Raw genomic sequence first — 13,855 nt, 5'->3', positions numbered from 1 at the left:
ATCATAGCAAAAAACGGCACCTTTGGAAACTCGGTACGAAACTGTTCACCGTTCGTGATAAAAATTCCATGATTGGCGCATGCTAGGAACTGACATTCCAGGAAGGATGGTAGAGATGAAAAGCAGACATGTTTGGCCGCGGGCTCTCGTTCTCAGCTGCCTCCTCATCGTAACCGAACCGGGCATGCAGGCGGATAAATTGCAGGCGCAAAGCGTTCAAACCGCACAGTCGGCGGCCCCCGTTTCTTCAAAAGACATGAAAAAAATCGCGGCGGACCGCAAAGAATTATTCGAAAAAACAAGTCTTGTCACGGGCATCCCATGGACTTACTTGGCCGCCGTCGACCAATATGAGCGGAGTTTGAATATCGCCCGCAAAAGGCCTGCGCGCCAAGGGCTGTTAAACATTTATTTTGCCGAAGCCGAATGGAGCGGTTTGCTGAACCCCGATCAGCAGGATACGAATCCGCATTCGATCGCTCTGTTTCACGGCTATGGCCGGGACGGCTCCGGCGACGGCGCGGCCGACCGCAATAACGATATGGATGTGCTCGCTTCGATGACGGCCATCATCAGCAAGGACGGGACCCGCGAAGACGATATGCAGATCAATTTGTGGAATTATTATCAAAATACTTTGAGCGTGCAGCGAATCAAGCAGTTTGCCCGGATTTACAGCACTTTTGGCACGCTTGATTTGAACGAGCACGCGTTCCCGCTTCCTTTGCAGGCCGATTATTCGTATCGCAGCACTTGGGGAGCAAGCCGGGGCTGGGGCGGCGACCGGATTCATGAAGGCACCGACCTGTTTGCCAGACACGGCGTCCAGGTACGCAGCACATGCTATGGCATTATCGAGGAAAAAGGCTGGAATCCTTACGGCGGCTGGCGGATCGGAATCCGCGATGTGGATAACATTTACCATTATTACGCGCATCTGTCCGCTTTCCAAAAAGGGCTCAAAGAGGGCGATATCGTCAAGCCCGGGCAGCCGATCGGATGGGTGGGCAGCTCCGGCTACGGCAAACCCGGCACATCGGGCAAGTTTCCGCCTCACCTGCATTTCGGCCTTTACCGCGATAACGGCTTGAACGAGTGGAGCTTCGATCCGTATCCGTACTTGCGCAAATGGGAGCGGGAAGAGAGCGCCCGCTTGCAAAGCAAGTAAAACGGCAGTCCGGGCTGATCGTCCTTAGTGGGACGAGGGCTCGGACTGCTCCTCTTTTTTGTCGGCGGACGCCGGTACATCGGCCTTCGGGACGGCTGCGCCCGACTGCGGCTGGACGGGGAGCGACAAATTCGGAGGAACGGCATCTTTGCTGCTGCCAACCGGGTTGCCTTTGTTGTCAAAATAGTAGGTCGGCACATCGCCGACGACCAGCGAGTAGGAAATCGGAATTTCCGTTTCGACGATTTCCGAATCCGAGTCGAACGGAATAATGACGGACACCTCGGCAATGATCCGCACATACACCTCGAACAGCACCATGTTGATGCCTGCGTTTTGCGAGCGCGTGTTCAAATCCACCTTCACGCTGCCGACAGGCAGCAGGCGGATCGGAACGTCCGGACCGAAAGACGCCAGGACGGCGCTGTTCATCGCCATCCCGAGCGGGATGTGCTCCGAAACGGAGCGAAGATTTTTCAGCTCGCTCTGCACGGTGTTGACCGTCTCTGAAGTAATCCGCATATGTTCGGCGTAATTCAGCATAAACCCGGTAATTTTCCCGTTTTTATCCGTTTTCCAATCCATCAGTTGCTCAGCGTTCACCTTCCTTGCAACGTTTTCCGCGATTGCGCTGTTGATCGATTCCGTCGCGATTTGCTTGATGCGCACCTTGGCCAAATTCATCAGTGGAGGACGCAAATTGCGCTCCACGAACGCGAACGATTGAACGGCAAACAAGACAAAGATGAGAAGCCCGATGAGCAGCACCTTTTTGCGGCTTACTTTGCCCGTCGGCCTGCTTCTCCACCGCCGTCTTCGCAGCATCCGATTCCCCCCTTAGCCTGCTTGTCATTACTACCACTTTATGCGGCGGCAGGCCAAAAAAGAAGGAAATCGCCGCTGCCGGGCAGCGCCTACAGCCGGAAGGCTTCCTCGATCTCCCTGATTTTTCCGGAATCGATCGGGATGATAGATCCCAGACATTCGGTGGCGATGACGGCTTTGGCGCTGTACTCCGCCACTTCGAGCCGGTCGAAGGCGTGCAGCAGGCTGTGCCCGGTGGCGATGACGCAATCGTTCTCCGCTATGACGACCGGAACCTCCTTCGTGAACATTGCGGCAGTCTCCCGGGGAGATAGGAACGTCGCGCCGAACGGCAGTTTGGGCAGCCCCCTGAGCAAAATATAGCTCTCGGGAATCGTTCTCGAATCCAATTCCGCATCCGTGACGGCAAACGCCATAATATGGGGCGGATGGGCCATAATGATCGATTCGATATGCGGCTGCATTTCATATATATACTGGTGCAGCAGCACGGAACGGCTCGGGACTTTGCCGGCCTCCTTGCGCCCGTCTTCGATTTTGACGAGGTCTTCGGCTTCCAGGTATTTGCGGTCCCGGTTGTACGGCGTAATGACGAACGAACGCTCGTCGATCCGCTGGGAGAATGTTCCCTGGGTGCTGGTGAACAGTTTCTGATCGTAGGCGCGCTGGATGAACTTGCACATGTCGCGGCGGATTTCTTTTTCTTTTGTCGTGCAGCGGCCGGGAACGAAGTCCGGGATGGACGCGGCAGGTTTCGTCCCGAGCTGCTCCGGAGCCAAAGTTTGCAGCGTTCCGATCCGCCGCGCGTTAATTTCCAGTCTGGCGCAGTAATCAAGCGTCTCAAAAGCCATGAACGCCTCGAACAGCGTCCGTCCGCCGACGACAACGCCGTGATTTTCAAGCATTACGGTGTTTATCCCCTGCTCGAAAACAGCCGCAATGTTTTCCCCCAGCCGTTCGCTGCCGGGCAGGCCGTAGGCCGCCATCCCTACTTTGCCGCAAATCAGGTGATCGCTCGGCAGCACGTAAAGATTCGGAATTTTTCGCACGATGCTGAATGCGACGAGTGCAGGCGGGTGAGCGTGAACGACCGCCCTGAGATCGTTTCTTTTGCGGTAAATAAGCTTGTGGAACGGGTACTCGCTCGAAGGCTTATGGTGTCCGACTACGGTTCCGTCGGGCTTTACGCACACAATGTCGCGGCGGCTCAGCTCACCCTTGTCAATGCCGGCAGGCGTAATCCACATATCGCCGTTATCGTCGAGAATGGAAATGTTTCCTCCCGATGTCGTCGTCATCCCGTACCCGTAAATTCGTTCCATCATCATCAAAATTTGATCGGCCGGATGCAGCAGTTCGTCCTTCATGCTTCCTTCCTCCCCGGTTCACTAATTTTTGTAAAATCGGCGGCGGCGCTGCCGCCTGTTGTTTCCTTTCGGTAAGCCAGTCCGTATATTCCCGCTACAAACAAAGCTCCGCCGATCAGGTTGCCCAAAAAAACGGGCGCAAAATTGCTCGCATAAGCGCTCCAGTTCGACTGCCCGGCGAAGATCGCGGCGGGGATCACAAACATGTTCGCCACCACATGCTGAAACCCGATCGCCACAAACGCCATCGTCGGAAACCAGATGCCGCCTATTTTACCCGCGCCGTCCTCGGCGCCGTAGGACAGCCAAACCGCAAGGGCGACGAGCCAATTGCAGCCGATCCCCGACAGCAGTGCGGCCACAAACGGCTCTTCCGTTTTGACATGCGCCAATTGGGCCAGCTTTTGGACAAAAACCCCCTGTTCGGTCAATCCCGCCAAATGCCCGAACGCGTAGGCGACGAACAGCGCTCCGGCAAAGTTCGCCACCGTAATGACGGCCACATTCCAGGCCGCGCTCCTCAAGCTTATCCGCTTGGCCAGGTAAGCGGCGGGTACCGCCATCATATTGCCCGTCAGCAGCTCGCCGCCGCCAAGCAAGGTAAGAATCAGCCCGAGAGGAAACAGCGCGGCCCCCATTAATCCGCCGACCCCGCTCCACAAAGGCGGAAACGCGGCACTTACCCTGATGTAAAGCAAAAAGCCGAGCGAAATGTAGGCTCCTCCCAAAAAACCGAGCGAGAGCTGGCGTCCCAGGCTCATATGCGCCTTCTTTTCGCCGGCGGCTGCAGCATATTCCCAAATGGTCTCAGGCTTCGCAAACCCCATACCGCACGCACCTCCAACGAAGCTTTCTCGACCTCAGTATAGAAAAAAAGCGCGCCAGAGTATGTGAAAATTATCACAATATTATGCGAAAAAAAGATACGGGCTCCCGCAGCTGTCGCGGAAATCCCGTACTTGACGATCAGGTCACATTAATTTCATATTTTTTACAAATTCCACAAATGCCTTAACAAGTGAAATTTCTAGGGATGTTTTGCGATAAATCATCCAGGATTCACGCAGAATAGGTTCGCCGTGTTTTGTTCTTAACTGGATCCGGTTTATAGTTTCATTATCTTTAAGTACGATTGCGGGTATGATTGCATAGCCGAAACCGCTTAATACCATCTCTTTGCAAGTTTCCATATTATCAACTTCCATCGTGATTGTCGGTGGTTTTGAAAAAGTTTCCTTCCACCAATTATCAATTAAATTCTCTAAGGACCAGTCCGTTTTATAAATGATTCTTGGCAGGTCAGGTAGTTCGCTTAATGAAATTTCTCTCTTCGATACAATCCAAATATTTTCAGTCATGATCAAATGTTTTTCTTCCGCCCAGTGATAATCTCCCCGGATAAAGCCTATATGAACATCTTGCTTATAGACCGAATTTGTTAGTTCTGAGCTTCGGTTAGACGTAACTTTAAACTCGACATCCGGGTATTCCGAATGAAATTTATTTAAAATAAAAGGAAGCCGGTACCGCGCTAGGCTGCTGGCGGTTCCAATTTTTAACGTGCCCGATATCTTATTATCCATACTTTGGACAAATTCTTTTACTTGTTGTAATTGCAGCAGCATGCTTTCCGCATATTTGGCCAAGTATTCGCCTTCCGGTGTGAATTCAATGCCGCGTCGTCCTCTGTGCATAATTTTCACACCAAACTCTTTTTCTAATTGCTGAATGCGGTAACTTAACGACGGCTGAGAAACATATAAAATTTCGGCTGTCTTTGTAATATTTTGCTGTTCGTATAACGTTAGCAGCATGGTCCAATCTTTATCTTCCATTGAATGCCGCACCTCTTTCGTTTTCACTGAATTATTCATTTTGAAATATAAAATTATTTTATTAAAAACAATAAAAAATTAATATTTGTTCTATTGTGAAGGTTCTGTGAATCAACTATGAACTTGTCAATGTTATAATTATTTAATAGCTTATTGATTGGATGATGGATAAATCATGAAATTTTCGACATAAAAATTAGTTATCATTTTTAATAAAATATAAGTATTTAATTTTATTTATATATGTATGGTACCTTAAAGGTAAGGAGGAGCGCAATGAATAATTTTAGGTCAATCGGATCGCATAGTATTCATTTGTTTGAAAACGTTTCCCCAACGAGAGCACGTTTCGCGGACGATACGGTCATTACGCTCTTTGGTGAATAAAGAGCTAATCGAGAAGATAGGAATCGCAAGTAGGGCACAATAAACGATAGGTGGGGAGGAGAAACATGAACAAAACGTTTGATCGCTATGCCGGCTTGGAGGGTTATCGTGAATGAAGAAGGTTAAAATGCTTTAGAAATCCAAAAAATTTATTACAATCGATAAAAAAAATATATTTTTTTTATGTCAATTCAGATGTTGAAGTTAAGTTGTACAACCGGGTGAATACTGAATGCTTATTAAGCAAATGATATGATTTGGAGGAATCAAATTGAATATCACACGAAATGAAAGCGGAACCAATATTTCAAGCCGATTAGATCGTCTCCCGATAACAAGTATTCATAGAAAAGTTATTGCAGCGCTAGCTATTGTTTATTTCTTTGAGTTTGCCGACTTGAATACGTTTTCGTATGTTGCGCCTGCATTAAAAAAACATTGGGGAATGTCCGTTAGCACGATTGGTCTTATTACATCTTGTTCTTTTTTGGGAATGTTTCTCGGTTCTGCATTCGGCGGATGGGTAGCCGATAAATTCGGGAGAAGAAATGCCATTATTGCAAACACTGTCTTTTTCTCAGTTCTTTCTTTGCTAACAGCTTTTGCTTGGGATCCGGTTTCACTAGGCGTCTTGCGGTTTTTAACAGGTATGGGGGCATCGGCTGCGCTAGTAAACGCGAATACTTACGTCAGTGAATTCTTCCCTTCTGCTTCCCGCGGCAAATACCAAGGTATGACTATTGCGGTGGGATTGCTCGGAATTCCTTTAACCGCTTGGGTTTCAAGTTATTTGGTTACACTAGGCCCGGATGGATGGCGATACGTATTCGCGTGGGGGGCGTTAGGACTTTTCTCGATATACTTTCTTCGTAAATTGGTGGAAATACCCAGATGGCACTTTGCGCGCGGCGATTTTCAAAAAGCAGAAGCCATCATGCAAAAAATTGAGGAAACTGTTCTCCAGGAAAAAGGCCAACTGCCTCCTATAACTGATGTTGTCCTTAGACCGAAGACACAATTAAAAACAGGATCTCTTATCGAGATATTTAAGGGGAAATACCTGGGCAGAACGACGATTCTGACGCTGGCTTGGATTTTCCAAACCATCGGGTTTTACGGATTTTCCTCTTGGGTCCCAACTTTACTGGTACAACAGGGCATCGAATTAAATAAATCATTAATTTACAGTTCATTAATCACGGTTGGTGCGCCATTAGGAGCATTAGTAGGCGCTTTTATTTCGGATCGTTTCGAACGGAAATGGAATTTGGCTGTATCATCTGTAATTATCGCAATTTGCGTCCTTTTATACGGAATGACTTTTAACCCTCTATTTCTAATATCCTTTGGTTTTTTAGTAAATTTGATGGAGAGAGTGTACTCTTCGAATCTATATGCTTATACCTCAGAATTGTATCCTACTGAGATAAGAGCAACGGGTTATGGTTTCACTTATGGTATCGGTCGAGCTTCAAATGTATTGGGGCCAATCGTAATCAGTTATTTTATTATTCACTTTGGAAATATGAGTGTCTTTTCTCTAATTGCCGCAACATGGATCGGATCAGCCATGGCCCTTAGTTTTGGTCCAAAGACGAATAAGCGCAATCTGGATGAGATCAATAGTGATAAGCCGAAAGTCGTTGGGCAAGAGTCAATATCAGTGAAGTAATGAAAAGACGATGTAAGACGCTGATTCAAGGCAGTGTTCTTATATCGTCTTTTATTACCAACAAATTAGAAATCAAAATATTTAATTGAAATAAATAAAAAATAAATATTTTATTTATTCCTTATACTCTAATACATTTATTATATGAGTCATTTGGACCTCAAGAAGAGAGAACGATTAGAGGAGTGGTATGAGATGTACGATTTCGGACAAATGATAAAAATTCCGACAACCATCATGAGGGGAGGCACTAGCAAAGGTTTGATCTTACGAAAATACGATCTGCCTTCCAATCCGGAAACTAGGGATAAATTGATTTTGAGAATGTTCGGCAGTCCGGATAGCAGCCAAATCGACGGCCTAGGAGGAGGTACAAGTTTGACGAGCAAGCTGGCAATCGTAGGTCCTCCTTCACGACCCGGTGCACATATCGATTATACCTTCGGTCAAGTGAGTGTCGAGAATCATGTCATTGATTATAAGGTGACCTGTGGAAATTTAATAACTGCAGTAGGCCTCTACGCCGCTGAAGAAGGGTATGTCCCCTTAACGGAACCCGTTACAGCCGTTCATATCTATAATACCAATATTGACAAAATCATCGTCGCCGAAATACCGGTAGCTAATGGACAAATCATATATGAAGGAGATTTCTCCATTGACGGCGTTCCTGGCGTGTCCTCGAAGATCATGTTGAATTTTTTGAATTCGGGCGGGACCTTTACAGGAAAAACCTTACCTACAGGAAATGCTAAGGATACAGTTCAAATCGAAGATGGCAGGAGCTTTGAGGTAAGTATCGTGGATTGCGCCAATACCATTGTAATTGTAAGAGCTGAGGATGTAGGAGCCAAGGGGACGGAACTACAGCAGGAGGTCAATCAAAACAAGACTCTGATGGATACGTTAGAGCAAATAAGAGTGCAGGGAGGCATCCTCGCCGGTCTCATTAAGCCAGGAGAGGATGTTAAACCTACTACACATGCCTTGCCGAAGATCGTCATGGTGACATCTCCAACAGATTATGTAACCCTGACAAATAGACGAATTGAGCAAGGGGAAGTCGATATTATTTCTCGCTATATCACAATGGGATCCTTGCATAAAGCATTTGCGGTGAGCGGAGCTATAGCTTTAGCTGCAGCGTGTAAAATTCCGGGAACTCTTGCTTACGAGAAAGTGTCCCAGACAATCTCTGGTTTACGTATAGGACATCCGTCAGGTTCCATGTACGTCGAGACCGTCGTAGAGAACAAGGGTCTAGATTGGAATATTGATCGCGCGGCTTGCGGCAGGACCGCAAGAAGACTGATGGACGGATACTCATACGTACCGGCTTCTGTACTGGGAGCTTAGATTGAAGGTGGAGGATTATGGTATTAAGAATTGTCATCATGATCACAATCGGATTTCAAGTCATGCTGAATATCACCAGACCTGTCGTCACATTATTTGCTTCCCAACTCGGTGCAAATACATTTGAAATAGGAATGGTCACTGCTTTCTACGCTTTCTTTCCATTGTTTTTCGCTATTTACGCAGGTAGAATCGCGGATTATGTGGGCGATAGGCTTCCCATTTTTTTGGGAGCAGCAGGAATGACAGTAGGGATGGTCTTCCCCTATTGTTTTCCGTCCATGTGGTCCCTATACGTATCTCAAGCTATCGTAGGTGTTTCACAGCTTTTTATCAATATATCACTTCAAAATGTCCTAGGGAATTCTGCAAATTCTACGAACCGGGATCAATATTTCAGTATGTTTAGTATGGCGATGTCATTGGGCAGCGTAATGGGGCCGATCGCTGGAGGATATCTGGTTCAACATTTTTCTTATAGGTATGCTTTTCTCATTTCAACTTTCGTTGGTGTGATACCGATTGCTCTGTCTTATTTTTTGCCTGTCATTCTTAAAAAGAACGAGTCGGCTGGTCTATCCTTAGCAGGTTCCTTGAGTCTATTGAAAATGCCGGTTTTAAGGAAAGCGTTGGTTTCTAGTGCGCTTGTTCTGTATTCACGAGATATATTTGTGGCATATTTCCCTCTATTTGCCAAACAACTGAATATTTTACCGAGTGTCATTGGATGGATAATTGCCGTTCAAGGAATAAGTATGGTCGCTATCCGATTTTTCTTGCCTAAATTCATTATCCGCTTTGGTCGGAATCAAATTCTAATAGCTTCCATCCTTACAGCAGGGATCTCGTTTCTCCTAGTCCCATTTACAAATCAGTTGTATATTTTCTTTTTGCTAAGCGCATTAATGGGAGCAGGTTTGGGTTGTGGACAACCCTTGTCGATGACCACGACTTACAATGCTTCCCCCAAAATGAGAACAGGTGAAGTCCTTGGACTTCGGTTGGCGTCCAACAGGCTATCTCAATTAATCGCACCGCTCTTTTTTGGCTTAGTAGGTTCAACTGTCGGACTTGTCTCTGTGTTTTATGTCAGCAGTATATTGTTGATCGGGGGAGCGTATCTGACCAGATCCGACGCTGATGAAACGTGAGAGATTAATAAAGGATGTGAATGAATATGAATTCAAAAGTATTTTGTCCGGTATGTAATACTGAGGAAACGCGAATCACCGAAAAAATTTGTGATCAATGCGCAGATTTATTGGAATTTGGATATCCTTCATTTCCGGCTTATGCACTACTGGAGAGCGGTAAATCGCAACCGAAACTATGAGCTGAAGTAAAAAATCAGCTCCCGAACTATTCCTATTTCTCAAGCTGCCCCAAAAATCCCCGCGTCAGAAGCAAAAACCACAATCTGCCTGGCTGCGCGAAGAAAACCTGCAAAAATACATGAATTTACGTCCTTGATCGCTGGCTACGAACAATTCCTGCAAAAATGCAGGCTTTGAAGCAGGGACAGTGGCTCCGGTTCATTTTCAGCGAAAATTCCAGCACTTTCGCAGGTTTTTCGCCAAAATAGACCAATTTAACAGAAAAAACCTGCGCTTTCGCAGGTTTTCTCCCTACCAAGCTGCTTCCCGACCATTTGCGAAGTTCCGCAAGCTAAGCCGGTACTGGCTTGCGCCCAGAATAAGCGGCTGTACCCTTGGAGTCTTTCCGACGGTTACTTTTGTGCATATCTGATGAATCATGACTGCATACCTTGCCTATTTTTTAGGCACTATCAGCGTAATCGCCGTCCCGTTCCCTGCGGCCGAGCTGATCGTCAGCTGTCCGCCGATGCTTTTGGCCCTCTCCTCCATGCTGAACAGGCCGACTCCTTTGGAGCCGCGGTTGCGGATAAAGCCTTTGCCCTCGTCCACAATGCGCGCTTCCACATAAGCGTCGTGGTCGCGGACCTCGACCTGCGCTTCGGACACGTCCGCATATTTGGCGATATTCGTGAGCGCTTCCTGGATCACGCGGTAAATCGCGGTTTCCTCCAGCGCGCCCAGCCGCTTGCGCAAGTTGCTCGTTAATTGGACGCGGATGCCGTAATGCTCCGTGTAATTGTCAATGTAGGTTCTGAGCGCGGGAAGCACGCCAAGATCGTCCAAAACGGACGGACGCAGCTCCCAGGCCAAATCGCGGACCTCTTCAATAATATTGGAGACGGTTTGGCGGATTTTGCCCAGCTCGGGGTTCGCGTCTTCACCGATCAGCCGGTCCATTTGGATCAGCAGAGAGAAGAGGCTTTGACCCACACCGTCGTGCAGTTCGCGGGAAAATCTCCGTCGCTCCTCCTCCTGAATCTGCATCACCTGCGTCATCATCAGCTGGAGCTCTTCCTCCGCTTTCTTTTGCCGGGTCATTTCGCTGCGAATCGCCAAATACCGGTAGGGCTTGCCCTCCCGATCGAGAAACGGCACAATCGTCGTATTCACCCAATAATACGATCCATCCTTGGCCTTGTTTTTTATGTCTCCGCGCCATATTTGGCCCGAGGAAATCGTTTTCCACAGATCGGCCATAAATTCCTTGCCGTGATACCCGGAATTGATGATCCGGTGATCCCGCCCCAGCAGCTCGGAACGCGAAAATTTGGAAATCTCGCAAAACTTCTCGTTCACATACTGAATGCTTCCTTTATGGTCGGTTATGGCAACGATGGAGGACTCGTCAAGGGCGAATTTCACATCGGCCAACTGCTTTAGCGACTGTCTGACCTCCTCCTGAAAAGAAGGATCGGCGATTTGTTCGTCCAACCGGGCCAAAATATCCGGCACATTTTCCCCTATAGCCGTCTGCCGCTGCTCATTTCGCTCGTTATTCAAAGTTCAACAGCCCTTTCTTCAAAGCGAATTTCACCAGCTCCGGCCTCGTTTTCAGGCCCAGCTTTTCCATGACATTGCTCTTGTGGGTTTCCACCGTCTTCACGCTGATGATAAGCTGCTCGGCAATTTCCTTGTTGGAATAGCCTTTGGCAATCAAAGCCAGCACCTCTCTCTCGCGTTCCGAAAGGGACTCGTACGTGCCGCCGTTCTCGCCGTGCTTGAGTTTGTCGATATACTCGCTCATCAGCCTTTTCGTAGCGGTCGGGTACAAATAAGCGTTGCCTTCCGAAACCGAACGTATCGCGTTCAGCAGCTCTTCGTGCGGAGCGCTTTTGAGAATATAGCCCGATGCGCCGGCATGAATGGCCCGGAATAAATATTCGTCATCGTCATGCATGGTCAAAATCAGCACGGCGACTTGCGGCATCAATTTTTTCAGCTCGGCTGTCGCGCTCAGCCCGTCTTTGCCGTGCGGCATGTTCAAATCCATCAGGATAACGTCCGGCTGCAGGCGCTGCGCGGCCCGGATGCCTTCATCCCCGTCCGCCGCTTCGCCGATCACTTCCATTTGATGCTTGCCGTCCAGCAGCATCATAAGACCCGATCTCACAACAGCGTGATCGTCAACGACCAAAATTTTCGGCATGTCCGTCCTCCTCCCGAGTCTTCTCTACTATTGTAGCAGAAAATGGAGCTCCCATCAGGGAATTCACTGATCCGTTTCGCCCATCATGCTGTGCAGCATGCTGCTGACCTCATTCAGTTCTTCCTCCCGGTACCCTGGCGGCGTGCGCTTCCCGATATAGAGCAAGCCCGTCAGCACAGCGCTGTGCTTGACCGGAATCGCCGCAGCGGTATGCAAATGCTCGGCCAACATGACCGGGCAATGCTGCCTTAACCGGTCCGCATCCGAATGCGTATCGTCAAGGCTGATCATTCTTTCCAGCTTGACGGCCGTTCCGGCCAGGCCGTACCCTTTTTTGATCCGCATATGCTGTATGCGGTCGTTCCGGCTGCCCAGTGCATATTTCCAACGGATGGACTTCAGCTGTCCCGTTACGGGAGCCCACGCGATAAAATCGCTTGAAGTCAGGCTGCGCAAGCGCTCTAACACATGCAGGATGCTTGCCTCTGCTGTCATGACGACCACCTCCCATTTTTTCATGCTCAACCGGGCACAATGTTTTACTCTTAATTGTAGCCGTTTGCAGAGAACTTGTATGTCAGGGAAAACCCCGAAATCGTTCTCAGGGATTTTCCCGGCGATGGCGGCCGTTCCCTGGTCTCATAGCAGTTCCAAAGCGTGATGCTGTGATGTTTCTCACAAACTTTTAGGGGGATTTTCCCGAAAAGATCAGCGTAACCCCCGATAATCAAAAACGGTCTGCTGCGCTATGATAAATGTAAGCGAAACATAATCGAGGAGGCGGCGGAAAGATGACGAATTGCATAGAAAAACAAACGGTGGGCGGATGTAAAAAAGCGGGAGCGGCAACTTGCGGGGGAACGGGAGCAGGGATCGGAACCGAAAGCCGGGCCGGTAAAGGGATAGCGCAATTTTTTTCGGAGGAAAATTTCGAGAGGCTGCAAAGCATCATGTATACGAGACACGCCAATAAAGGGGACTATTTGTTCTGGGAGGGTGAAACCGCGGATAAGCTTTATTTTGTGAAAAAAGGCGGCGTACGCATTACGAAGCTGTCGGATACGGGCAAAAGCTTCATTCTGTATTTGCATCAAGCCGGCGATCTGTTCGGCCAGATGGACCCGTTCCGCGATTCGATGCACAGCTTCAGCGCAGAGGTTACGGAAAACAGCGAGATCGGCATGATCCAGCGCAAAGATCTGGAAGTTGTGCTGTGGCAGCACGGGGATTTGGCCGTCGAGTTCATGAAATGGATGGGGCTCATGCACCGGATGACCGAAACGAAGTTTCGCGATTTGCTGATGTACGGCAAGCCCGGCGCCCTTTGCTCGCTGCTCATCCGGCTCAGCAATTCCTACGGCGTGCCGCAAGGGGAACATACGCGGATCGACTACAGAATCAACAATACGGAGCTGGCCGATATGATCGGAGCGACCCGGGAAAGCGTTAACCGGATGCTCAGCGATATGCGAAAAGAAGAAGCCGTCGAGTTTCAGAACGGCCTCATCGTCATCAAAGATTTGGCCTACCTGCAGGATATATGCCACTGCGAGAACTGCCCGGCGGAAATTTGCCGGATGTAGCGCAGCCGCTCTCGCCGGCTTGCCCGGCGTAGGGGCGTCTTCCGGCGCGGTCGACCGGCCGCCGTCATGCAGCGCAACACCGCGCGCGGGGTGCTGCGTGCAGTGTGAAAAGATATGGGCGAAGCCATATCTGGCGTGCC

Annotated in this window: 12 protein-coding genes; 5 read left to right on the top strand and 7 right to left on the bottom strand. The window is 48.9% G+C overall.

The window, feature by feature from the left end; translation table 11 throughout:
- The first annotated feature begins 115 nt into the window (after nucleotides 1-115).
- Nucleotides 116-1,168: a M23 family metallopeptidase gene (locus AC6RNO_RS24900; protein WP_474680018.1), complete on the top strand. Its 1,053-nt coding sequence runs from the start codon at nucleotides 116-118 to the stop codon at nucleotides 1,166-1,168.
- 24 nt (nucleotides 1,169-1,192) lie between these two features.
- Here the strand turns inward: AC6RNO_RS24900 and yunB are convergent, their stop codons facing one another.
- From yunB to AC6RNO_RS24880, 4 genes are all read right to left on the bottom strand, one after another.
- Entirely contained in the window at nucleotides 1,193-1,993 is an 801-nt protein-coding gene (yunB, locus tag AC6RNO_RS24895) for a sporulation protein YunB (RefSeq protein WP_474680017.1), read from the bottom strand.
- Between the two features lie 89 nt (nucleotides 1,994-2,082).
- Nucleotides 2,083-3,360 (bottom strand): class II aldolase/adducin family protein, encoded by a 1,278-nt coding sequence (locus tag AC6RNO_RS24890; protein WP_497107124.1) that lies wholly within the window; start codon nucleotides 3,358-3,360, stop codon nucleotides 2,083-2,085.
- Nucleotides 3,357-4,187: a formate/nitrite transporter family protein gene (locus AC6RNO_RS24885; RefSeq protein WP_488435259.1), complete on the bottom strand. Its 831-nt coding sequence runs from the start codon at nucleotides 4,185-4,187 to the stop codon at nucleotides 3,357-3,359. The genes AC6RNO_RS24890 and AC6RNO_RS24885 overlap by 4 nt, the downstream gene beginning before the upstream one ends.
- 144 nt (nucleotides 4,188-4,331) lie before the next feature.
- A complete protein-coding gene (locus AC6RNO_RS24880; RefSeq protein ID WP_497107123.1) occupies nucleotides 4,332-5,195 on the bottom strand; it encodes a LysR substrate-binding domain-containing protein in 864 nt (287 codons plus the stop codon).
- A 658-nt stretch (nucleotides 5,196-5,853) separates the two neighbouring features.
- On the opposite strand from AC6RNO_RS24880, the gene AC6RNO_RS24875 reads away from it, so the two are divergent.
- The 3 genes from AC6RNO_RS24875 (at nucleotide 5,854) to AC6RNO_RS24865 (ending at nucleotide 9,761) form a co-directional block, all read left to right on the top strand.
- The gene (locus tag AC6RNO_RS24875; protein ID WP_497107122.1) at nucleotides 5,854-7,254 is read left to right on the top strand and encodes an MFS transporter; all 1,401 of its coding nucleotides are present in this window, start codon (nucleotides 5,854-5,856) and stop codon (nucleotides 7,252-7,254) included.
- 195 nt (nucleotides 7,255-7,449) lie between these two features.
- Nucleotides 7,450-8,610, top strand: coding sequence for a PrpF domain-containing protein (locus AC6RNO_RS24870; protein WP_497107121.1), 1,161 nt, complete (start codon nucleotides 7,450-7,452; stop codon nucleotides 8,608-8,610).
- Between the two features lie 17 nt (nucleotides 8,611-8,627).
- Nucleotides 8,628-9,761, top strand: a complete 1,134-nt coding sequence (locus AC6RNO_RS24865) for an MFS transporter (RefSeq protein ID WP_497107120.1) — start codon at nucleotides 8,628-8,630, stop codon at nucleotides 9,759-9,761.
- A gap of 618 nt (nucleotides 9,762-10,379) precedes the next feature.
- On the opposite strand, the gene AC6RNO_RS24860 is transcribed toward AC6RNO_RS24865, so the two are convergent.
- The 3 genes from AC6RNO_RS24860 to AC6RNO_RS24850 all read right to left on the bottom strand — a co-directional run bounded on the left by AC6RNO_RS24860 (nucleotide 10,380) and on the right by AC6RNO_RS24850 (nucleotide 12,627).
- Nucleotides 10,380-11,486: a histidine kinase gene (locus AC6RNO_RS24860; protein WP_497107119.1), complete on the bottom strand. Its 1,107-nt coding sequence runs from the start codon at nucleotides 11,484-11,486 to the stop codon at nucleotides 10,380-10,382.
- On the bottom strand, nucleotides 11,479-12,132 hold the full coding sequence (locus AC6RNO_RS24855) for a response regulator (RefSeq protein ID WP_497107118.1): 654 nt from the start codon (nucleotides 12,130-12,132) through the stop codon (nucleotides 11,479-11,481). The genes AC6RNO_RS24860 and AC6RNO_RS24855 overlap by 8 nt, the downstream gene beginning before the upstream one ends.
- A 63-nt stretch (nucleotides 12,133-12,195) precedes the next feature.
- Nucleotides 12,196-12,627 carry a GAF domain-containing protein gene (locus AC6RNO_RS24850; RefSeq protein ID WP_488435261.1) on the bottom strand — a complete coding sequence of 144 codons (432 nt, stop codon included), beginning with the start codon at nucleotides 12,625-12,627 and terminating at the stop codon, nucleotides 12,196-12,198.
- Between the two features lie 296 nt (nucleotides 12,628-12,923).
- Here AC6RNO_RS24850 and AC6RNO_RS24845 point away from each other — a divergent pair, with 296 nt between their 5' ends.
- Complete coding sequence (locus AC6RNO_RS24845) at nucleotides 12,924-13,715, top strand: Crp/Fnr family transcriptional regulator (protein ID WP_488435262.1); 792 nt, start codon at nucleotides 12,924-12,926, stop codon at nucleotides 13,713-13,715.
- Nucleotides 13,716-13,855 lie beyond the last annotated feature (140 nt).

The sequence above is a fragment of the Paenibacillus sp. sgz302190 genome (assembly GCF_059820445.1).
This window is presented reverse-complemented; position numbering and strand designations above follow the sequence as displayed.